A 20,861-nucleotide genomic window follows, 5' to 3' on the forward strand; every position below is an offset into this window, starting at 1 on the left:
CCCCCGCCGAACCGAAGGACCAGCCGTTGGCACCGACCACCACCAGACTCCGCGTCCCCACCGACCCGATCACCCGCCTCCGGAGCCGCCTCGGCCAGATCGGCGACCTCAAGGACTTCTCCACCGACCCCTACTCCGCCATGGACCGGCTCCACGACCGCAACGGCCCGGTGTCCTGGGTCGGCACCGGCCCGATCCGGTTCGCCCTGCTGCTCGGACCGGAGGCCAACGAGTTCGTGCTGGGCAACACCGACTTGTTCAGCTGGAGCCGGGCCTTCGAGGGCCTGGTGCCGCTGGCGGGCCCCGGAGCGCTCCTGGTCAACGACGGCGAGCGGCACCGGCGCCTGCGGAGCCTGGTCCAGCCCGCGTTCACCGCCCGCGCGGTCCACGCCCACGTGGCCACGGTGCGCGCGCACGTCGACCGGGTGGTCGACACCTGGGAACGCGCGGACGTGGTCGAGGTGAGCGGGGCCTTCCGGACCGCGCTGCGCCGCGCGACGATCCAGAGCCTGTTCGGCTCCCGCGCCGTCGCCGACGACGCCCCGCTCCAGGCCCGGCTCCAGACCGTCCACGAGGCCATCGACACCTCCTCCCTCGTGCGCCGGGTACAGAGCCTGGGACTGCCGTCCTGGAAGCGCGCCCTGGCCGCGCGCGCCCACGTACAGAGCTGGGTGGCCGGGGAGATCGCCCGCTACCGGGAGGCTGGCGGCGACCCCGAGCACCACGTGCTGGGCACGCTGCTGCGAAGCCGGGACGCGGACGGCGCCGGCCTGACCGAGGACGAGCTCTCCGACCAGCTGATCAGTCTCCTGGAAGCGGGCGCTGAGACCACCTCCTCCGCCTTCGTCTGGACGCTCTACGAGGCCCTGGCGGACCGTCGGGTGTGGGAGGCCCTCGCCGAGGAGGTGCGCGAGCACGCCCCGGCGGGGGAGGAGCTCGGGGCGGAGCACGTGGAGCGCATGGACCTGCTGGACCGGGCGGTCCGCGAGACCCTGCGCCTGCGCCCGGCCACCGTCGTCGCCTCACGGATGACCGCCACGCCGTTCCGCTTCGGCGGCCACGACTTCGGCCCGGGATCGAAGATCGTCTTCAGCCCCTACCACACGCACCGGCTCGCCTCGGTGTGGGCCGACCCCCTGCGCTTCGACCCCGGCCGCTGGGACCCCTCGGGCGACGGCTACCGCAAACCGCGCCCGCACGAGTACCTGCCCTTCGGCGGCGGCCCGCACCGGTGCGTCGGCGCCGCCTTCGCCACCCTCGCGGTCAAGACCGCGATCGCCCAGGTCGTCCGGCGGGCTGACCTGTGGCTCGCCCGCAAGGGCGCCCACCCCTCCGGCCTGATCGGGATGCGCCCCAAGGAGGGGCTCACCGTCCTGGTGACCGGCACGCACGAGGCGAACAAGGACGAGGAGGCGACGGTATGACGGCCGACATGGCGCACTGGCCCGAAGAGGACGCCCGCACCTACCGGGCCGCCGGGTACTGGAGGGGCGAGACCTACGCCGACCACCTCACCCGGCTCGCCGACGAACACGGCGACCGGACCGCGGTGGTCGACGAGCGCGTCCGGCTGAGCTACCTGGAGCTGGACGCGCGGGCGGTGCGCGTCGCCCACGGGTTGACCGGTTTGGGCATCGGCGCCGGGGACAGGGTGCTGGTCCAGCTGCCCAACCGCGCCGAGTTCCTCGTCCTGTGGTTCGCCCTGGCCAAGATCGGCGCGGTGCCCGTGCACACCCAGCCCGGCCACCGACACGCCGAACTGACCCACCTGGCCCGCCTCAGCGAGGCGTCCGCGTACGTCATCCCCGACACCCACGCGCGCTTCGACCACCGCGACCTCGCCGAGACCGTACGCGGGGCCGCCCCGTCGCTGCGCCACGTGATCGTGGTCGGCGACCCGGGGGATCACGGCTTCACCGCCTACTCCGACCTGGAGGGCGCACGCCCGGCCGAGCCGCTCCCGCCCCACGGGGCCCGCTCCGGGGACATGGCGCTGCTACTGCTCTCGGGCGGCACCACCGGCCTGCCCAAGCTCATCCCGCGGACCCACGACGACTACCTCTACAACGCGCGGGCCGCGGGCGAGGTGTGCGGGCTCGGCCCCGACACCGTCTACCTCGCGGTTCTGCCCGTGGCGTTCAACTACACGATGAACTGCCCCGGGGTGCTGGGCGCGCTCGCCGTCGGCGGCACCGTCGTGATGGCGCCCGACCCGGACCCGGCGCTGTGCCAGTCCCTCGTCGAGGCCGAGGGGGTGACCGTCACCTCCATCAATCCCCAGCTCGCCCCGCTCTGGCTGGAGGAGGCGGCCGCCGGGGCCGCCGACCTGTCCACATTGCAGATCCTGCAGGTGGGCAGCGCGCGCCTGGCGGACGACGTCGCCAAGCGGATGGTCGCCGAGCTGGACTGCACGGTTCAGCAGATCTTCGGCATGGCTGAGGGGCTGATCTGCCTCACCCGGCCCACCGACCCGCCGGAGATCGTCACCACCACCCAGGGCCGCCCGATCTCCGAGGCGGACGAGGTGCGCGTCGTCGACGATGACGGCACCGAAGTCCCTGAGGGCGAGGTCGGCGAGCTGCTCACCCGCGGCCCCTACACTCTGCGCGGCTACTACCGCGCGGCCGAGCACAACGCCAGGAGCTTCACCGCCGACGGCTTCTACCGCACCGGCGACCGGGTCCGCCGAGTTCCGACGGGCCACCTGATCGTGGCCGGGCGCAGCAAGGACCAGATCAACCGGGCCGGGGAGAAGATCGCGGCCACCGAGGTCGAGGGGCATCTGGCCGCCCACCCGACGATCCGTTCCGCCGCCCTGGTGCCCGCGCCCGACCCCGTGCTCGGTGAGCGCTCGGTCGCCTTCGTCGAGACCACCGGACAGGGCACACCGACCCGCCGCGACCTCGTCGGCTTCCTCGCCGAGCGCGGACTGGCCGCCTACAAGGTGCCGGACGAGGTACGCGCGCTCGACGCCATGCCGCTCACCCCGGTCGGGAAGGCGGACAAGAAGGCGCTCGCCGCGCTCCTGGCGGAGACAGCGGAAGGAGCGGCCCGATGAACGCCGGTCCGACGGGTACCACTGGGCGGCCCACCCGCCTCGACGCCCTGTTGTCCGCCGCCGCACGCGAGTACCCCGACCGCCCCGCCGTCAGCGACGGCGACCGCGTCCGCACCTACGCGGAACTGGACGCACTGGTCGCAGACCTGGCCGGGGCCCTGGCCAGCGCGGGGGTACGCGAGGGCGACCACGTCGGCGTGTACCAGCACAGGGGCCTGGACGCCGTCGCGGTGATCCACGCCCTGCTGCGCCTGGGTGCCGTCGCCGCACCGCTGGAGGTCACCGACCCCGTCGAGCGCACGGCGCGCATGGCCGACGCCGGACTGGCCCTCCTGGTCGCCTCACCCGCAACCGCCGCCGCGGCCGAGCGTGTGCGCGCGTGCCGAGCGGGCAGGTGGCGGACCCGTTCGGGAGGCCGCCGGATTCCCCGTCGTGCCCCTGGACACCCCCGGGGCGCCCGCCCCGCGCACCCCCGGCGGGGGCTACCTGCTGTTCACGTCAGGCAGCACCGGCCGCCCCAAGGGCGTGCTGCTGTCCCACGGCAACGTACGGTACTTCGCCGACTGGGCGGTCGGTGAACTCGGTATCGGCCCCGGGGACCGCATCGGGGCGCAGGCCTCGCTCACCTTCGACCTGAGCACCCTCGACCTCTTCGGCGGAGCCTTGGCCGGAGCGTGCGTGTGCGTCATGCCCGAGGAGTACAAGGCCTTCCCCCGGGACGCGGTCGACTGGCTCGGCCGGGAACGGATCACCGTCCTGTACGCCGTGCCGACCCTGTACACGGCCATGCTGGAGCGGGGCGGAATCGCCGAGCGGACCCCGCGCGACCTGCGGCTGGTCGTGTTCGCGGGCGAGCCCTTCCCCCTGGCGGCCCTGCGCCGCTACACCGGCCTCCTCGACGGCGCGGCCTTCTACAACCTGTACGGCCCCACCGAGACCAACGTGTGCACCTTCCAGCGGCTGCCGCCGGACTGGACGGAGAAGGACGGTACCCCGATCGGCACGGCCCTGCCGGGAACCCGCGTCGAGCTGGTCGACGACTCCGGCGCGGTCGCGGCGGACGAGGGCGAGATCGCGGTGGTCGGACCCTCCGTCCTCCGCGGTTACCTCGACGGCCGCCGAGCACACCCCGCCACGGTGCCGCTGGTGTGCGGCGACGGGGTGGCCCGGCAGGCCTACCTGACCGGGGACCTGGCCTGCCGGGACGACGCGGGCCGCCTCCACCTGCGTGGCCGCCGCGACCACCAGGTCAAACGGCGCGGACACCGGATCGACCTGGGCGAGATCGAGGCCGTCGTGGGCGGGCTCGACCAGGTCCGGGCGTGCGCGGCCACGTGGACACCGGGCGGTCCCGGCGGCGGACGCATCATGCTCCACGTCGAGGCCCGGGCCCCCGAGACCGAGGTGGAGCGGTCCGTGCGCGCCGCCCTGCCCGTTGCCATGACCCCCGACCAGATCGTGTTCACCGGCGCCCTGCCGCTGAATTCCCGGGGCAAGACCGACCGTCAGGCCCTGGCCGCGGTCCCAACGACGAGGAAGTGATCAGGTGGACGACGTCCAAGCCCTGTGCGCGGAGATCCGCGACGCCGTCAGCGAGTCCCACGCCGTAGCGGACGGGGAGATCGGACCGGACACGCCCCTGCTGGTGTCCGGACTGCTCGACTCGCTGACCATCATGCGGATCGTCAGCCGGGTCGAGAAGCGACTGGGCATCGCCTTCCCCGAGGAGGCGGTGGTGGCGGCGAACTTCCGCACGCCCGCCGCCCTGTGGAAGGCGGTCGGGGAGGTCCGCGGCGCCGGCGCCGGGAGCGTGTGGTGACAGACGACGTACTGGTGCAGAGCCCGGAGATCGAGGCGGCGGTGGCCGACGCCTCGAAGAGGGCCGCGTTCGCTCTCGAGAGCTGCCGGGGCGTTGGTTACCGTGACCGGTGGCGGGCCCTGACCGGCGCCGTCGCGGCGGGCGGGGACGCCGAAGGGCTCGGCCCCGTCACCCGCGAGGTCGCCGCCCTGGAGGGGGTGGGCCGGGCCGGGGCCGGGGCCGGGCTGACCTACGCGCTCACCTCCCAGAGGTTCGGCGTGCAGGCACCGCTGCGGTCTATCCTGACCCCCGGGCAGTGGCGCGCCCTCGGAGACGTGGAGGGCGGGGCGGCCCTGCTGTGCCACGCGCTCACCGAAGAAGGGGGCGGCAGCGACCCGCTGTCGATGGCCACACGCGCCGAACCGCTCGACGACGGCGGGTACGTGCTCACCGGACGCAAGGCCTACGTCACCGCCGCGCCGGTCGCCGACACCGCGCTCGTCTTCGCCCGTACCTCCGAGGGCGGGCACCCGTTCGTGCTCACCCCGTTCCTGGTCGACCTGTCGGCGCCCGGGGTCAGCAGGAGCGAGCCCTTCGCCAAGACCGCGCTCGTTGAGGTGCCCATGGGGGCACTGGACTTCGACCGGGTGCGGCTCGGTCCGCGAACCCTGGTCGGACGCGAGGGCGCGGGCCTGGCCGTGCTCAACGCCACGACGGCCTGGGAGCGGGCCCTGCTGCCCGCCTACGCGCTGGGGCCGATGCGGCGCGTCCTGGACCGCACCGTCGAGTGGGCCCGCACCCGGCGCCACTTCGGCCGTCGGATGGGGGAGAGCCACCTGGTCGCCGCCCGCGTGGCCGACATGGCCCTGGCCCTGATGCGCTCCCGCAGGCTCGTCTACGCGATGGCCGCACGCCTGGACGCGGGCGAGAGCCCGGCCGCGGTCGGCGTCGAGGCCGCGCTGACCAAGATCTCCGTGGCCGAGGACCACCAGGCCTTCACCCGGTGGGCCGCGATGCTCGGCGGCGTGCGCTCCTTCGTCGAGGAATCCGGGCTCACCGCGGACCTGGCCACCCCCATGGCGGCCTCCGTCTACGCCGGCCCCGACGACTTGCTGCGCGTCTCCGTCGCCCGCGGGCTCGGGCTGCCCGTCGAGAACTGACCGAAGGACGAGGGAACGCACATGACCACCACCCACGTAGCGGCCGAGGACCGGATCAGGGCCGCCGCCGAAGGGCTGGCTCCCGGAGCTGCCGACATCGACCAGGGCCGGGCCGATCCGCGCGCGGCCTACACGGCCCTGCGCGAGGCCGGGATGCTCGCGCTCCTGGTTCCCCGATCCGCGGGAGGGGAGGGGATGACCTTCCTGGAGTACACGCGCGCCCTGGAGACCCTGGCCACCGGCGACGGCTCGGTGGCGCTCGGGTTCAACATGCACAACGTCGCCATCGGCGGCCTGTGCGAGTCGGCCGGGGCCGAACTGCCCGCCGCCGCGGCCCGGTTCCGGGACTGGGTGTTCGACGAGGTGGTCGAGCACGGGCGCATGTTCGCCTCGGCCGTCTCCGAACCGGGGACGGGGGCCAGGCTCCGCGGCATCCGGGCGACCTACCGCCGGACGCCGACCGGGTTCGTCATCGACGGAACCAAGTCCTTCGTCTCCCTGGCGGGTGTCGCCGACCACTACGTGGTGACCGCCCGCCCGCAGGGCTCCGAGCACGCTGACGAGGTCTCCCACTTCGTGGTGTCACGCGACCAGCCGGGGGTGTCGTTCGGCGGTTACTGGGAGGGGGCCGCGCTGAACGCCACCGCGACCGCCGCGATGACGCTGACCGGAGTGGAGGTGGGCCGGGAGCGGCTCTTCCTCGGCGTGGAGGGGATGTCCCTGTTCAAGCTGGTGCGTGAGCCGCACTGGATGGCGGCCGGGTACGCGGGCGCCTACCTGGGCATGTGCGAGGCGATCCGCGGGGAGGTGGTCGCCCACGTCGCGGGGGACGAACGCCGCCGCGCCTCGGAGGCCGTCCGCGCCGAGGTGGGCCGGCTGTGCGTGGCGGTCGACGCCGCCCGGGCCCTGGTGTACGAGGCGGCCCGGCGCGTCGACGAGCGCAGGGGCACTGTGGGGGCCAACACCGCGGTGCACGCGGCCAAGTACGCCGTCGGGGAGCTCGGCCCCCGCCTGGCGGCCGACGCCGTCCGCGTCTGCGGTTCCGCCGCGCTGCGGCGGGGCGGCGCACTGGAGCGCCTGCGGCGGGAGACGGCGTTCTGCTCGGTGATGCCCGCCAAACCGGACGCGTGCCTGGACTACGTGGGCAGGGCCGCGCTGGGGTACGACATGTTCGACGCCGACGGCCTTGACTGGTGAACGAACCGCGACGGAGGAGGGGGTGACGGGTGCCGCGCGCGACTCTGTCGGAGGGCTCGGTCGAGTTCCGGGTGGTCGGGGGCGAACCCGGGCCGGGCAGCCTGGTCTTCCTGCACGAGGGACTGGGGTGCGCTGCCACGTGGTCGCGGCTGCCGGAACGCGTGGCGCGGGCCACGGGCCGCACGGCCGTGGTGTACTCCCGCCTGGGGTACGGCGGGTCGGAGCCGCTGCGCGTACCGCGCAGTGCCGACTACCTGCACGAGGAGGCCCACCGGGCGCTCCCGGAGTTCGCCGCCGGGCTCGGTATCGAGCGGCCGGTCCTGGTCGGCCACAGTGACGGCGCGTCCATCGCCCTGCTCCACGCCGCGCGGTACCCCGTGGCCGGGCTGGTGGCGATGGCCCCGCACGTGTTCGTCGAGCCGGAGACCGTAGAGGGTGTCTCCTCGGCGGTGTCGGCCTTCGACGAGGGCCGCCTGGCACGCAAGCTCGCCCTGTACCACGACGACCCCGAGGGCGTGTTCCGGTCCTGGTCGGGAGTGTGGCTGTCGCCGGGGTTCCGCGACTGGAACATCGAGGAGGAGTTGTCGGACGTCGACTGCCCCGTCCTGCTCGTCCAGGGCGAGCACGACCGGTACGGCACCGCGGCCCAGCTCCGCGCCATCGAGGCCGGGATCCGAGGCCCGGTCCACCGGGTAGAGGTCCCCGACTGCGGTCACGCCCCTCACCTGGAACACCCCGACACCACCGCCGAGGAGGTCAACGCCTTCGTCCTGGGGCTGGAGAAGCAGCCGGGCGTGTGAGCCTGGGCCGCGTCGTGCCTGGTTACGGCGGCCTGTTCGCGAACCGTCACCCCTACAGGCTCCATCCTGCCCGCGCGTGAGTGCCTGTTGGGTAGCCGGTCGGCCGCACGTTTTGGCGGGGCGGGGCGGTTAGTGGTGCTGCGGACTCAGGGTCGGATCAGCGCGTTGCCGACCTTGCGGCCCGAGTCCGCCCGCCGGTAGGCCTGCGCGATCTCCTCGATCGGGTCGATCCGATCCGTGACCGGGGTGAGGTGCCCCTCGGCCACCAGACCCAGCAGGAGCGCGAAGTCCTCGGGGCGCTCCGGTGCGGCACCCACTCGGACGTTCCCGCGGGCCCGGATCATCTCCCACAGCCCGGCCGCGGCCAGGAGCAGTACTCCGCCGCCGTTGAGCAGTCCGCGTCCGGAGGCGGGGGAGAGGTTGCCGACGGTGTCCAGGACGACGTCGAACCGCTCGGTCAGGGAGGCAAGGTCGGTGCTCGTGTAGTCGACGGTGTGCTCGGCGCCCAGCTCGGTGACCAGAGCCAGGTTGGGTGTGCTCGTCACCCCGGTGACCCGCGCGCCGAAATGCCTGGCGAGCTGGACGGCGTTGGTGCCCACCGCCCCCGACGCCCCGTTGACCAGTACCGAGGCGCCCGGTTCCAGTGCGGCCTTGTCCCGCAGGAAGAACAGCGCGGTGGTCCCGCCGAACAGCACCCCGGCCGCGTCCTCGTGGCTCACCCCGGCAGGCTTGGGCACGGCCCTTGCGGCCGCGACCACCACGTACTCGGCGTGCGCGCCCATCCCCGGGCCGGTCATGCCGCACACCTCGTCCCCGGGGGAGAGATCGGTGACCCCCGCGCCGACGGCGTCCACGGTCCCGGAGAACACGTTGCCCAGAACCTTGCGCCGCGGGCCGCGTACCCCGAACATCAGCCGGGCCAGCGGGCCGAACCCCTTGGGGAAGCGGGCGCCGCGGATCCGGGCGTCCCCCGCGGTGACCGCCGTGACGGCCACTCGCACGCGCACCTGCCCGGCCCGTGGTTCGGGGGTGGGTGACTCGACGAGGCGGACCACGTCCGGAGCCCCGTACCTCTCGACGATCGCGGCCTTCATGGGAGCTCCCTTACACCTGTAAGTCATCTGTTATCGTCAACATACGCCTTACGGGTGTAAGTGCACAAGGGTTCGTGTAGCCGGGACGGTCGAGAGGACGACATGGTCGAGCGCCCAGCGCTGAGTCGGGCACGCGTGGTCGAGGCCGCGGTCGCTGTCGCCGATCGCGGCGGCCTGGCCGGGGTGAGCATGCGCAACGTCGGCCGGGAGCTGGGTGTGGAGGCGATGTCGCTCTACCACCACGTCTCCGGCAAGGAGGCCCTGCTCGACGCGATGGTGGACTGGATCTTCGCCCGCATCGAACTCCCCGGCGCAGAGCGGCCCTGGCGACAGGAGATGGAGGCCCGGTGTTCCTCGGCCCGCGTCGTGCTCGCCCGGCATCCGTGGGCGCTGGGGCTGATGGAGTCGCGCAGCTCCCCGGGCCCCGCGCTGCTGCGCCACCACGACGCGGTGCTGGGATGCCTGCGCGCCAACGGCTTCCCGGTGCGCTTGGCGGCCCACGCCTATTCGGCGCTCGACTCCTACGTCTACGGCTTCGTGCTGACCGAGCTGCACCTGCCCTTCGCACCGGGGGAGGGGGCCGAGGAGTTCACCGCGAAGCTCGCACCGCCCCCGGACGTCTACCCGCACCTGGCGGAGTTCGTCACCGAGCTGGTGGTCGGCCGGGACTACGCCTACGGCGACGAGTTCTCCTACGGCCTGGACCTGGTCCTCGACCAACTGGAACAGCGGCTGGCCGAACAGGGCCCTTAAACCGTTGACGGGGGGTTGGCGGTTCGCCGCCTCACCAGGTGCCGGGCGGCGGATGCCGGGCGGCGGGTCTACAGCCCTCCTCGCCCGGTCCCGCACACCTTTCCCCGGTTCTGCGTCCAACGCCTGGCCGTGTCGCGGCCGGCCCCTCTCCCGGGATGATCTTGCTACCAGAGGCTAGTTCGGCGCCGAACTAGCCTCTGGTAGCAAGATCACGGGGGATAGAGGGGTTTCGGAGGCAGGGGACAGGTCACCGGTCGATTTTCGGCCCGCCGGTCTCAGGCCTGGCCGGGTAGTGAGTCGGCGCGCACCATCACGCAGTCGAACTCCAGCACCCGCCCGGTGCTCTCCTCCCGGGTGACCGGGTACATGCCGGTGATCTCGAAACCGTCCGCCTCATAGGTCCGGATCGCCTCGTCCATACGCGGCATGCCCTCGTAGATCCGCATCAGCGCCACCTCTGACTGCATCCCGACGAATTCCCGGATGCGCTCGCCCGCCCCGGCGTAGGCCTCCAGGTCGAAGCCCTGGGTGTCGAGCTTCAGGTAGGGGCGCGGGTCGGCGATACCGGCGAGGGTTTCGTCGAGGAGTCCGTCGAGGCGGCGCAGGATGATCTCCTGGGTCCGGGTCCTACGGAACCGCTTGTACCGGGTGTTGCCGAACTCGGTCGGCCCCAGCATCGAACTCATGGAGCCGTGCACGACGTTGATGCTGTCCGTGCGGTCCTCCCGGCCCAGGGCGAACGGGCGCACCCACCAGTCCGGGTCGTCCTCGGTGACCTGCCGCAGCTTCTCGGCCACGGCGGCGACCGGCTCGAAGGAGACGATGCGGCCCCGGTAGCCGTGCGCGCGTAGCTGCTGACCGTACTGCCCGATGTTGGCCCCCACGTCGAAGACGCAGTTCACCCGGTAGTGGCGCAGCAGCGAGGCGATGTGCCGCGCGCCCAGGTACTCCTGGGCCTTCTTGTGCAGCGCGAGCTCCGACGCCGGGGACAGGTCCCGTGCCACGGACAGCGTCGCGCCGGGGCCGAGCGGCACGGGTTCGCCGACGGTCGCCGACGGGTCCGCGGAACCGGCAGCGTCCCTGGTCACGGCCCAGGAGCGCTTGTCGCTCCGCGAGACGCGGTAGTCGCCGCGACGTTCGAGGACCACGGCCCCGGGCCCGAGATCGTGCACGTTGACGTTGAACTTCGTGAGGAGTCTGAGCAGACGTCGCCGTAGCGTTGCCATGCCCCCAACGTAACCACGAACACGCCGAAAGCAACAGATCGCCGATCTGGTCGCGGCAGCGGCCGTAGGCCTGACAGCGGTGGCAGCGGTGGTGGCCACCGGCTCAGCGGGCTCATCCGCGGTCGAGGGCACGGACGAGGGGTTCGGGAATCAGGGTCGGGTCCAGCACCTCCACGAGCACCCGGCCGTACCGGATCTCGCGCCCGCTGGTGGTGCCCAGGAAGCGGCGCAGCCGCTGGTCGGCGGGGCGGCCGTGCTGCGCGGGCTCGCTTCGGTGGCACTGCCCGTGTGCTCCGCCCCCGGCCCTCAGCCGACCACAGCCGATACCTGCTCCCTAGTACCGCGCCACCCCGGGCTTCCACAGGGTCGCCCGTTCCACGACGTAGACCTCCAGGTTGCTGATGCTCGCCCCGCACTCGGCATGGCGTTCGGTGGTGACCAGCGCGGAGGCGATGAGTTCGGCCCGGTGCCGCTCCTCGGCCTCGGTGTCGCCCACCGGGATCACCTGCCGGACGTGATGGCACCGCGCCTGGCCCTCGGCGTGGACCAGTCCCACCACATACGTGCGCTTCCAGCGCCGCAGCGCGGCCTGGCGCGGGATCACGTACCGGTAGCGGCAGCGCACCCGGCTGCCGTCGGGCAGCCCGGCCTCCGCCTGATAGGTGATCGACCACCAGTTCTCGGCTACCGGCACGACCTGCGCGTGCATGGCCCGCGCCCATGCCTCCAGGGCCGACCGGTTCTTGGCCTCGATGGTGGCGGCGTCGCCCACGGCGCCCCCTGAACTGTTGAACGGGCCCCGGGCACCCCCCTGCCCTGCCCGGGGCTCTGACATTGGGTAACTCTAGGTAGTTGTCAAGATCCGAGGGGTACAGAATGTATCCCCTGCGCCTTTGGTTTCCACCGGTGCTTCCCAGGAGTAGATGCCCGGTCCGGTCAGGACAGCAAACCGATCCGTAGGGCCAGCCCACCCGCCCGGTCCCGGCGCCGTGCCTGGCGTGACTCCAGTTCCTCCAGCACCATCCGCCGGGCGAAGCCGTTGTACCGGATCGTCTCCGGGGCGGCCTCGTGCGCCGCCTCCAGCACCCGCATGGCCTCCCCCGGCTGCCCCGCCAGATGATGGGCGCGGGCCTGCTCGATCCGGTGCCGGGCCCTGCGCGGCCGCGACGGGATCGCCTCCGCCGGGGCTCGTTCGGCCTGGCGCACCGCCTCGTGACCGCCGCGCAGCTCCACCGCCACGGTCACCGCGTGCGCGCCCAGCACCGGTCGGGAGAACGAGGTCACCGGGTGGTAGTAGGAGGCGGGCAGACGTTCGGCCGCCCGGCGCGCGCTGTCCCAGTGCCGCCACGCCGTTCCGGCCTCCCCGCGCCGCGCCGCCGTGTACCCCGCCTCGAAGCGCAGCGAGCCCCAGACGGCCAGCACGTCCCGGTTCCCGTCCGGCAGGTGCCGGACCAGATGGCGGCTGGCGTCCTCGGTGACCGCGTCGGCGGCCTCCCAGTCGCCCGCGTCCCGGTGCGCCTGGGCCAGCAGCCAGGCGGCCACCCCCAGCGCGTGCGGGTCCTCGGCCTCCTGTGCGGCCACCATGCCGCGCTCGGCCACCCGCCACAGCAGACTCTGCGCGGGCTGGTAGGCGATGAAGAACTGCGCGAGCGAGCACACCTGCGACAGCACCGACTGCGCCGAGGCCCGTGCGGCCCCGTCCTCGGCCTGGCGCACCGCCCGCTGCGCGTCCTCGAACAGACCGGGCAACAACCGGCCCACCACCTCCCGGTGGTTGGGTGCCGAGTGCCGGGCCCGCCAGGCCCCGGCCAGCCGGGCGCGCAACTCCTCTGTCGGCGGGGAGGGCCGGTCGTCCGGACCGGGCAGGGCGTTGACCGCCGCCCGCACCCTCGGCAGCAGGGTGTGGCCCGGACCGGTGAACAGCTCCACCGGAACGGACTGCTCACCGGTGAGCTCGGCGAGGTCGCGGATCCGCAGCGCCTCGACCAGGCGCAGCAGGATCGGGAGTTTCGGAGTGCCCAGACGACCGGTCTCCACGGCCTTGACCCACGAGGCCGAGCGGCCCACCAGCCCGCCCAACACCTCCCTGGTCAGGCCGCGCCTGGTGCGGTTCAGTCTGAGACGGGTACCGAAGGAGACCTCGACCTCGTGTGGGTCCGGGGTGCCGTCCACGGGCATCGCGTTGCCGTCCTTCCCTGGGGAGCCGCGGAGTCCAGGGTATGAGGGCACCTTCGACCCCGGGGCGGGAACGGCCGAACCTCCTCCTGTCGGGCCCCTTCCACCTCCCATCCTTCCTTCGAACCCCCTCTGGCCTGGTCTGATGCCTCTTTCAGGCCTCTGGCGGGTGAGAGGACCGGCCAGCGGACGAAGCGGAAATCCGCGCGGCCTGCTCGCGGCGCGGCCCGCTTCGCGCGGCCTGCTCGCCGCGCGGCAAGCGCCTGGTCAGGTAGCGGCAGCGGCACCTGGCCCGGTCTGCAGGAGGAGCGGGGACACGGCGAACCCGTGGCGGGTGTAGGCGGAGACCGCCCGGTCGCTGGAGTGGACGGTCACCCGCTCCACCCCGAGTTCTCGGGCCAGTTCCAGCACCGCCTCGACCAGCTGACCGCCCAGGCCGTCGCCGCGCAGCTCCGGGCGCACGTACACGCACTGCATGTCCGCCGAGGCCCGCTCGAACGATCGCGGCTGCGGCACGCGCGGGGTGATGGCCAGCCAGGCCATGCCGACGACCGACCCGTCCAGGGCCGCGACGAAGCAGTGGTGGGAGCCCTGGTGTTGTTTGCCCCAGTCCACGAACCGGGGTACGAACTCGTCGAGCGTCAGGTCGGGGGTGCCGCGGTTCTCCTGTTCCCACAACCACCGGAGTTCGGCGACGGCGTGCAGGTCCTCGGGTCCGGCGGTGCGGATGACGACATCGTTCATGCCCCGATTGTGCAGCAGCGGCCCGGAACGTTCACCGGGATTTTCCCGTGCCCGAAGACTCCGAACCCGAGGGCTCCGGACACGGCGGAGCCCCCGGACCGTTTGGCTCCGAGGGCTCCAGGGCTCCGAGGGCACCAGCGCTTCCTCAGCCGCGGTACTCCGACGCACGGTCCTCGGCCGCCGCCACCATCTGTTCCTGCCGGGCACGGACCGCGGGCCGCTCCGGGTGCGCCACCCGGCTCAGTTCGTTGCGGCGGCCGTGGCGGTTGGCCAGGGCCACCGCAGACGAACGGCGGATGCCCAGCTCCTCGCCCTGCTCGGCCAAGGACTGGCGTACGCGGCCGCGGTAGGCGTGCCGCGCCACGAAGTACACGACCACGGCGGCCAGGAACACGGCCAGGGTCTTGACGAGGATCCCGAGGAGGTTCCCCATCAGCGGCGAGTCGAAGAACCAGTGCACGCCCATCGCCAACAGCAGCAGGAGTAGCGCACCCACCCCCCGGCGGGCTCCGGGCCGCCAGGCCGCGGCGGCCAGCAGGCCGATCGCGGTACCCGCCACGGCCGACATCGCCCAGTGCGATCCCAACCCGGTGAGGCCGACCCGCAGGAAGAGCGTCTGGACCACCGAGGCCATCCCCTCCGTGGCCCCCTGCATGGTGATCATGTTGAGCGCGTAGGTGAGGTCCTCCACCAGCTGGAACCCCAGCCCCACCAGGGCACCCATGATGAAGCCGTCGATCGGTCCGCGCACCGCGCGCGGGGCGATGACCGCGATCAGCACGACCCCGGTGACCTTGAGCAGCTCCTCGTTGATCGGCGCGGTCAGCGCCGCACCCCAGGCGGAGCCGAACTCCAGGCCGCCGGCCCGGGACCACGCGGACATCAGCTGCTGGTTGGCGACCAGGGCCAGCCCGATCGCTCCGGTCATGCCCCAGATCAGGGCCAGCAACGAGAACGTCAGGCTCGGGGCCCGGACCGGGCGGATACGGCGCAGGATCCAGAACCCGAGTACCCCCACCCCCGCCAGCAGGATCATCGAGACCACGGCTTCGGCGGTGAAGACCCGGATCGCCCCGGTGAAGTTCAGCAGGGTGTAGCCGAAGCCGCCCAGGCAGAGCACTCCGAAGAGCACCATGGCGACCAGGCTCGGCAGACGTTGCGTGCGTGGCGGCTCCGGGGCCGTTCCCTGCGCGGGCGGGCGTTCGGTGCCCTCGTGGCCCTGTCCGGACTCCCGGGGGGCGGGCACCTGGCCGTCGGCGGTGGACGGAACGCGGGGTTCGGGGTGTGCGTGGCTCATGAGGTGCCTCCGGAGGACCGGTCGAACCGGAGCGACTGGAGCAGTTTCTCCGCGTCGGCGAGTTCGGTCTGGCTGGCGTCGGCGCCGAAGACCTGTGCCTCCACCGCGAAGTCCTCGCGGGGGGCGGGGAAGACGGTCGCCGAACCGGTGTGCTGCCGGATGTACATGTCGCCGGTGAGCCCCTCCGCGCCGCTCTCCGAGGTGATGGGTTGCGGTTCGCCCAGAGCCGCCGAGGCGTCACCGACCCGGACGATGTCGCGCATGCCCTCCCACAGTTCGGTGGCGGTGGCGCTCTCCACCGGTCGCACCACGCTCACCATGAGGTTCACCGGCCCCTTGGTGAAGAGGTACTGCTGGCCCTGGGAACTGGAGCCCGTATCGAGCTCCCAGCCGTCGTCGAAGGTCACCGAGGCCTCGTGGGTTTCGCTGGACCCGAGCACCATGCTCTGGCCCTCGGCCATCTCCTCGGTCTCGGGCAGAGCCGAGTTCACCAGCGCCCACCCCCCGGTCAGTACCGCGACCACTACCGCGGTGACCCCCAACGGGAACCAGTTGCTCCGCGGCCCCCGCGGTCTGGCATGGCGCAGCCGCGCGCTCTCCTCCGCCATCGTGCCCCCACCCCTGTGTTCGTCTGAACGACATGTCTGTGCAACAGCGAAACACCCAAAGAAAGGCGTACAGTCGAAAAAAGGGATACTTGGCGCATGTTTGCGGTGATTTCACCCGGGCCGGGGGTAGCGCGACCAGCACTTTGCCTCCGAAACAGCGGTGGGTCCGCTCCACGGTCGTCGGGGAGTCCCGGCGGTCCTCGAAAAGCGCCCGGTACGCGTTGGCCGAAGGCGGCCCCCGTCAGGGGGCTTTGCCCCCTTGGCGGGGAAGTCCACCCGTGATGGGATGCCACCCCAGCGTGACGGCCTACCGACGGAAGAGCACGGGAAACCGATGCCGAAGCAGCCCACCGATCCCCTCAACGCGGATCGCTCCTCACTCAGCCACCGGATCCGCTACGCGTTGCGCCACCCCGGGCGGATCGGGCCCTACGTGCTCCGCTCCGCGCGCGACCTGCGACTCCGCCTCACCCACCGCGACCACGTCTCCTACTACCGCGCGGTGATGGCCGCCGACACCGCCCGCGACCCCGAGGCGGCGGTCGGCAGCCAAAACGAGGAGCGCTGGCTCGCCCTCGGCGCGATGCAGTTCGACTACCTCGTCGAACACGGACTCAGGCCCAGCCACCGGATGCTCGACATCGGTTGCGGAAACCTCCGGGCGGGCTGGCGGTTCATCGACTACCTGGACACCGGCGGCTACTACGGCATCGACATCTCCCCGGACATCCTGGTCGCGGGCAAGAAGGTCCTCGCCGCACGCGGCCTCCAGCACAAACTGCCGCACCTGACCCTCACCCAGGACCTGACCTTCGACTTCCTCCCCGAAGGCGCCTTCGACGTCGTCCACGCGCACAGCGTCTTCTCGCACTCGCCCCTGGACGTGATCGACGAGTGCCTGGCCCACGTGGGCAGGGTGCTCGCCCCGGGCGGGTTCTTCGATTTCACCTTCGACCGCACGGAGGGGGCCGAACACCACGTGCTGCGGGAGGACTTCTACTACCGCACCGAGACCCTGATCGACCTCGCCGCCGAGCACGGGCTGCGGGCACGCTTCATGGCGGACTGGGAGGAGCGGCCGCACGGCCAGTCCAAGATCCGGGTCACCGCCCCGGACTGATCCGTCACCCTGAGCGGAGGTTGTGAACACATCAGGTCACCACGCGGCCTGTCCGGTCGCGATTCGGTCGCAGGTGGGTCTTTGTTCGGTTTCTCGTGTGTGATCGTGTCATCCGGGCGAGGGAATCGCGGGTCAGGACAGTGTGGTCTCCGAACGCCATTCCCCGGTCACGGCTCAGGGGCGGAGCCGGTCCAGAGCCGAGGCGCGCCACCAACCGAAAGGCTGTCCATGTCCTTGACGGCACGCGCCAAGCGCACCGCTGAACGCCTGCTCCCGCCCTCCGTCCGAGCCCGACGGGAGGAGGAGCGCCGAGCCGCCGCGGCCCGGGCCGCCGAGGAGCGCCGACGGGCCAGGACCGCCGCTCGCCGCGCCACTCTCCTGGCCGAGGACCCCCAGCTGCGCGCCTTCAGCGCGCCGCCGGGCGAGACGGACACGGAGAAGGACACGGAAAAGGGTGACGGGCAGGCCCGACCCCAGGAACCGAGCGCACTGCTGGGCCGGGTCGTTAGGCACTTCACCGCCGCCGACGCCTCCGCCCGCAACCTGGACCTGGTCACCGAGGCGCTGCGCAGCGCCGGGATCGACCACTTCATGGTTCCGGGCCGCTCCCCGCTGCGCCATGTCGTGGGCGTGCACCGCTCGGACAAGAAGGCCTTCCTGACCGCCATGCGTGAACTCCACGCGAACAGCGCCGTCTACGCCGTCAAGCCCGGAGCGCGGGGTGTGGCCGCCGACTACTGCGCCTACGTCGACGGCGCCCTGAGCGACGCCGTCAAGTCGGGACTGATCATCCGCTTCGCCGAACAGCTGCTCTCCCCTCGGGGAGATCTGTTCGCCGGGTTCGAGTACGGCTGTGACGTGGAGTTCTGGCGGGACGGCAGCTCCGTGCTGCAGAGCGAACGAGCGGCCCAGGCCCTGGACAGGCTCCGGGTCAAGGTCCCCGTCGAGGCCATGGCGGACGCGCTGCTGGCTCCGCGCCCCAACCGGATCGCGGATGTCCTGCCCGCCACCGAACGCGTCCCGGCCACCCTCACCGTCCAGGACCGCGAGCTTCCCACCTACCGGCCCTTCTCCCACCGGCGGGCCGAGGAGGTCGCCTTCCCCGTCGACGTGGTCTACACGTGGGTGGACGGCTCCGACCCGGTGCACGCCGACAAACGGGCCCAGCACCGGGGCCGGCGCTCGGACCTGGCCGCACACGCCGCCAACGTCTCCCGCTACACCGACCACGAGGAACTCCGCTACTCGCTGCGCTCCCTGCAGATGTACGCGCCGTTCGTCCGGAACATCTACGTGGTGACCGACAGCCAGATCCCCCGCTGGCTGGACGTGAGCCAGCCGGGCATCACCGTGGTCGACCACCGTGACATCTTCACCGATCCCAGCGTTCTGCCGGTCTTCAGCTCACGGGCGATCGAGACCCAGCTGCACCACATCGAGGGCCTCTCCGAGCGCTACCTCTACCTCAACGACGACGTGTTCTTCGCCGGCCCGGTCGGCGCCGAGCACTTCTTCCACGCCAACGGGATCGCCCTGCTGCCGTTCTCCTCGCACCAGATCGGTGTGGGCCCGCCCATCCCGGAGGAGGTGGCGCCCAACTGGGCCGGGAAGAACGCCCGCGAACTCTTCCTGGAGTCCTTCGGCGCGACCATCACCCACAAGATCCGGCACGCTCCCTTCCCGCAGATCCGCGCAGTGCACCGGGAACTGGAGGAGCGGTACCGCGAGGACGTGGAACGCACCGCCGCCTCCCGGTTCCGACACCCGGACGACATCGCCATGGCCACCACGCTGCACCAGTACTACGCCCTGCTCAGCGGCTACGGGGTGCGCGGTGAGTACCGGACCAGATACGTGGACATCGGCACCGACACCGCGGCCGACCGGCTCGCCGCACTGGCCGCGGGGGATCCGGCGGAGGGGGAGTACGACTTCCTCTGCCTCAACGACTTCGACACCCCGCCCGAACGCCAGGAGGCGGTGAGCCGCATGGTCCGCGACTTCCTGGAGCGCCGCTTCCCCTTCCCCTCCCGCTTCGAGAAGGAGAGCGAACCGGTCGGCGGCCCCGAACCGGGTATCTCCGCAGCCGCCTGACCCGCCCGGCCTGAACCGGTGACTCGTAGGGGACCCGTGCCCGCACGGGCCCCGGTCGTGTCTCGGGGTCAGCGCAGGCGGCGGATGTCGCCTCGAACGCGGTAGAAACCGCCGCTGGTGGAGGTGAGGACCTCACCCACGACGTAGCGGGCGCCCGGGTGCCGGATGTCTTTGGGGAACTGCACCCTCAGCGAGGGGTCGTAGCCGTCGGAGACCACGCGCACGCGCAGTCGGCCGCCCTCGTTCACGCACTCCACGACGATCCCGTCGGCGTCGGAGATCTCGGCCGCGCGGACGGTTTCCAGTTCGGTGGCGGGGGTGACCGCGTCCCAGGCCGGAGCCTTGACGCAGACCGGCTCCGGGACGCTGCCCTGTTCGGCGGCCATGATGGCGGACTCAGACGCGTCGATGCAGGCGAGGGAGCCGTCGGTGGTGACGATGTAGAGCCGGTCCTGGTGGAACTGCATCGAGTAGGCCGAGCCGCACCCCGTCGCCAGCTTCCACAGGCGGCGGCCGTCCCGGGCGAAGCAGTAGACCGAGGAGTGATTGTCACCCGCGAAGACGTAGCGGCCGTCCGGGGAGGCCGCGCAGGAGAAGACAGCGCCGTCGCAGCGGTAGGTCGACCGGTGTTCCCCGTTCTTGCCGATGCGGTCCACGGAGTTGCGGGCGGTGGCGGCGAAGACCTCCCCGCCCTCCTGCCAGCCGAACAGCACCGCGCCGCTGGTCGGCACTGACCATCGCTCGTCTCCGGTGCGCGCGTCGTACATGGTCACGCCCCGGGAGTGGCCGTGGTAGACACCGGCCTCGTCGTGGCGGACCATCCACGCGGAGTTGCCCGTGCTGCGCCGCGCCCACTGGAACTCGTCCTCGTGGTCAATCACGGTGATCCGGCCCGCGACGTCGGAGACTCCCAGCACGCCGTCGTGGATATCCAGCCAGTAGATGTCCACGTCCTCGGCGATTTCGTACGCCACGTGCGGGATCTTCGCGCCCAGGTCGTAGACCTTGCCGTCGTCACAGCCCGCGTAGATCCAGAAGTCGTCGGCCACGATGCACTTGACGCCGTCCGGCAGGCCGTAGCGGGCGGTGACCTCGCCCTGGTGGGACAGGGTGTACACGTCTCCCCGCTCGTTGCCGACCCAGCAGCGCTCGTCGTCGACGAAGATGCCGAAGGCGGGACTACCCGAGCGGAATCGCCACAGCACCGGGGCCTGACGCGCGGTCGACCGCTGGCTGACGATGCTCCGCCGGGTCACGGCGCGTCGCTTGCGGACCCCGGCCACCGCGGGCTCGTACCCCTTGCGCCGCTTTTCGGCGATCTTCTTCGCCGCTGTGGCCTCGGCCTTGGCGACCGTGGCGTGGCCCGCGGTGCGCGACTGGCCGGACTCGCCGATCCGCCCGTAGCGGATGGTGACGTCGGTGCCGTCCACGATGACCTCGTAGAACTTGTGCGCGCCGCCGCCTTCTTCCGAAAGTTCCAGGTAGGTGCGGGTGCTGCTGGTGGAGGTCATGGACCGTACCCTTCGGCGATCGGTTCCCGGGCACACCGAAGGAACGGCGGGCACCAGGCAGGGGAGGAGAGGGGGTGCGTGCCTCCGGGGGCGGAGGCCGTGTCGACTGGTTTCCAATCTACGGACCGGTACCGACAATCCAGCGTCTGCGCAGTTCAGACGCGCACTTCGCGGTTCAGGGCCGCGCCCCGAAGCCGGCTCTGCGCTCCGCCCCGGTGCCAAGTCC

19 protein-coding genes are annotated in these 20,861 nt (G+C 72.1%); 11 read left to right on the plus strand and 8 right to left on the minus strand.

The window, feature by feature from the left end:
• Positions 1 to 26: 26 nt before the first annotated feature.
• From NE857_RS12335 to NE857_RS12370, 8 genes are read left to right on the plus strand one after another with little or no spacing between them, the layout of a single operon-like run.
• Positions 27 to 1,424, plus strand: coding sequence for a cytochrome P450 (locus tag NE857_RS12335; protein ID WP_254421104.1), 1,398 nt, complete (start codon positions 27 to 29; stop codon positions 1,422 to 1,424).
• Entirely contained in the window at positions 1,421 to 3,058 is a 1,638-nt protein-coding gene (locus NE857_RS12340; RefSeq protein ID WP_254421105.1) for a (2,3-dihydroxybenzoyl)adenylate synthase, read from the plus strand. Before NE857_RS12335 ends, NE857_RS12340 begins: the two co-directional genes overlap by 4 nt.
• Positions 3,055 to 3,636, plus strand: a complete 582-nt coding sequence (locus NE857_RS12345; protein ID WP_254421106.1) for an AMP-binding protein — start codon at positions 3,055 to 3,057, stop codon at positions 3,634 to 3,636. Before NE857_RS12340 ends, NE857_RS12345 begins: the two co-directional genes overlap by 4 nt.
• Positions 3,584 to 4,600: an AMP-binding protein gene (locus NE857_RS12350; RefSeq protein ID WP_254421959.1), complete on the plus strand. Its 1,017-nt coding sequence runs from the start codon at positions 3,584 to 3,586 to the stop codon at positions 4,598 to 4,600. The genes NE857_RS12345 and NE857_RS12350 overlap by 53 nt, the downstream gene beginning before the upstream one ends.
• Before the next feature lie 4 nt (positions 4,601 to 4,604).
• A complete protein-coding gene (locus NE857_RS12355) occupies positions 4,605 to 4,877 on the plus strand; it encodes an acyl carrier protein (protein ID WP_254421107.1) in 273 nt (90 codons plus the stop codon).
• On the plus strand, positions 4,874 to 6,016 hold the full coding sequence (locus NE857_RS12360; RefSeq protein ID WP_254421108.1) for an acyl-CoA dehydrogenase family protein: 1,143 nt from the start codon (positions 4,874 to 4,876) through the stop codon (positions 6,014 to 6,016). The genes NE857_RS12355 and NE857_RS12360 overlap by 4 nt, the downstream gene beginning before the upstream one ends.
• A gap of 21 nt (positions 6,017 to 6,037) precedes the next feature.
• Positions 6,038 to 7,213 (plus strand): acyl-CoA dehydrogenase family protein, encoded by a 1,176-nt coding sequence (locus NE857_RS12365; protein WP_254421109.1) that lies wholly within the window; start codon positions 6,038 to 6,040, stop codon positions 7,211 to 7,213.
• A 29-nt stretch (positions 7,214 to 7,242) separates the two neighbouring features.
• On the plus strand, positions 7,243 to 8,013 hold the full coding sequence (locus NE857_RS12370) for an alpha/beta fold hydrolase (RefSeq protein WP_254421110.1): 771 nt from the start codon (positions 7,243 to 7,245) through the stop codon (positions 8,011 to 8,013).
• 146 nt (positions 8,014 to 8,159) lie between these two features.
• On the opposite strand, the gene NE857_RS12375 is transcribed toward NE857_RS12370, so the two are convergent.
• The gene (locus NE857_RS12375; RefSeq protein ID WP_254421111.1) at positions 8,160 to 9,107 is read right to left on the minus strand and encodes an NAD(P)-dependent alcohol dehydrogenase; all 948 of its coding nucleotides are present in this window, start codon (positions 9,105 to 9,107) and stop codon (positions 8,160 to 8,162) included.
• A gap of 102 nt (positions 9,108 to 9,209) precedes the next feature.
• Here NE857_RS12375 and NE857_RS12380 point away from each other — a divergent pair, with 102 nt between their 5' ends.
• Positions 9,210 to 9,860, plus strand: coding sequence for a TetR/AcrR family transcriptional regulator (locus NE857_RS12380; RefSeq protein ID WP_254421112.1), 651 nt, complete (start codon positions 9,210 to 9,212; stop codon positions 9,858 to 9,860).
• Positions 9,861 to 10,135: 275 nt separating this feature from the next.
• Here NE857_RS12380 and NE857_RS12385 read toward each other — a convergent pair whose 3' ends face one another.
• The 6 genes from NE857_RS12385 to NE857_RS12410 all read right to left on the minus strand — a co-directional run bounded on the left by NE857_RS12385 (position 10,136) and on the right by NE857_RS12410 (position 15,910).
• Positions 10,136 to 11,086, minus strand: coding sequence for an FkbM family methyltransferase (locus tag NE857_RS12385; protein WP_254421113.1), 951 nt, complete (start codon positions 11,084 to 11,086; stop codon positions 10,136 to 10,138).
• A 334-nt stretch (positions 11,087 to 11,420) separates the two neighbouring features.
• Positions 11,421 to 11,858, minus strand: coding sequence for a hypothetical protein (locus NE857_RS12390; protein ID WP_254421114.1), 438 nt, complete (start codon positions 11,856 to 11,858; stop codon positions 11,421 to 11,423).
• A gap of 164 nt (positions 11,859 to 12,022) precedes the next feature.
• Complete coding sequence (locus NE857_RS12395) at positions 12,023 to 13,264, minus strand: helix-turn-helix domain-containing protein (protein ID WP_254421115.1); 1,242 nt, start codon at positions 13,262 to 13,264, stop codon at positions 12,023 to 12,025.
• A gap of 264 nt (positions 13,265 to 13,528) precedes the next feature.
• Complete coding sequence (locus tag NE857_RS12400; RefSeq protein WP_254421116.1) at positions 13,529 to 14,005, minus strand: GNAT family N-acetyltransferase; 477 nt, start codon at positions 14,003 to 14,005, stop codon at positions 13,529 to 13,531.
• A gap of 145 nt (positions 14,006 to 14,150) precedes the next feature.
• Positions 14,151 to 15,302 carry a PrsW family intramembrane metalloprotease gene (locus NE857_RS12405; protein ID WP_254421117.1) on the minus strand — a complete coding sequence of 384 codons (1,152 nt, stop codon included), beginning with the start codon at positions 15,300 to 15,302 and terminating at the stop codon, positions 14,151 to 14,153.
• Positions 15,299 to 15,910, minus strand: coding sequence for a hypothetical protein (locus tag NE857_RS12410; RefSeq protein ID WP_344012715.1), 612 nt, complete (start codon positions 15,908 to 15,910; stop codon positions 15,299 to 15,301). Before NE857_RS12410 ends, NE857_RS12405 begins: the two co-directional genes overlap by 4 nt.
• A 334-nt stretch (positions 15,911 to 16,244) precedes the next feature.
• Between NE857_RS12410 and NE857_RS12415 the strand changes: the two genes are divergently transcribed.
• Together NE857_RS12415 and NE857_RS12420 are read left to right on the plus strand one after the other, a co-directional pair.
• Positions 16,245 to 17,030, plus strand: a complete 786-nt coding sequence (locus NE857_RS12415; protein ID WP_254421118.1) for a class I SAM-dependent methyltransferase — start codon at positions 16,245 to 16,247, stop codon at positions 17,028 to 17,030.
• Positions 17,031 to 17,258: 228 nt separating this feature from the next.
• A complete protein-coding gene (locus tag NE857_RS12420) occupies positions 17,259 to 19,124 on the plus strand; it encodes a stealth family protein (protein ID WP_254421119.1) in 1,866 nt (621 codons plus the stop codon).
• Between the two features lie 68 nt (positions 19,125 to 19,192).
• Here NE857_RS12420 and NE857_RS12425 read toward each other — a convergent pair whose 3' ends face one another.
• Entirely contained in the window at positions 19,193 to 20,635 is a 1,443-nt protein-coding gene (locus tag NE857_RS12425; protein WP_254421120.1) for a WGR domain-containing protein, read from the minus strand.
• Positions 20,636 to 20,861 lie beyond the last annotated feature (226 nt).

This window comes from Nocardiopsis exhalans (genome assembly GCF_024134545.1).
Classification (GTDB): Bacteria; Actinomycetota; Actinomycetes; order Streptosporangiales; family Streptosporangiaceae; genus Nocardiopsis; species Nocardiopsis exhalans.

Coding starts and splice junctions, on each gene's coding strand:
- NE857_RS12340 (WP_254421105.1), top strand. CDS start 1,421: ATGACGGCCGACATGGCGCACTGGCCCGAAGAGGACGCCCGCACCTAC.
- NE857_RS12345 (WP_254421106.1), top strand. CDS start 3,055: ATGAACGCCGGTCCGACGGGTACCACTGGGCGGCCCACCCGCCTCGAC.
- NE857_RS12365 (WP_254421109.1), top strand. CDS start 6,038: ATGACCACCACCCACGTAGCGGCCGAGGACCGGATCAGGGCCGCCGCC.
- NE857_RS12375 (WP_254421111.1), bottom strand. CDS start 9,107: ATGAAGGCCGCGATCGTCGAGAGGTACGGGGCTCCGGACGTGGTCCGC.
- NE857_RS12380 (WP_254421112.1), top strand. CDS start 9,210: ATGGTCGAGCGCCCAGCGCTGAGTCGGGCACGCGTGGTCGAGGCCGCG.
- NE857_RS12385 (WP_254421113.1), bottom strand. CDS start 11,086: ATGGCAACGCTACGGCGACGTCTGCTCAGACTCCTCACGAAGTTCAAC.
- NE857_RS12395 (WP_254421115.1), bottom strand. CDS start 13,264: ATGCCCGTGGACGGCACCCCGGACCCACACGAGGTCGAGGTCTCCTTC.
- NE857_RS12400 (WP_254421116.1), bottom strand. CDS start 14,005: ATGAACGATGTCGTCATCCGCACCGCCGGACCCGAGGACCTGCACGCC.
- NE857_RS12405 (WP_254421117.1), bottom strand. CDS start 15,302: ATGAGCCACGCACACCCCGAACCCCGCGTTCCGTCCACCGCCGACGGC.
- NE857_RS12410 (WP_344012715.1), bottom strand. CDS start 15,910: ATGGCGGAGGAGAGCGCGCGGCTGCGCCATGCCAGACCGCGGGGGCCG.
- NE857_RS12415 (WP_254421118.1), top strand. CDS start 16,245: ATGCCGAAGCAGCCCACCGATCCCCTCAACGCGGATCGCTCCTCACTC.
- NE857_RS12420 (WP_254421119.1), top strand. CDS start 17,259: ATGTCCTTGACGGCACGCGCCAAGCGCACCGCTGAACGCCTGCTCCCG.
- NE857_RS12425 (WP_254421120.1), bottom strand. CDS start 20,635: ATGACCTCCACCAGCAGCACCCGCACCTACCTGGAACTTTCGGAAGAA.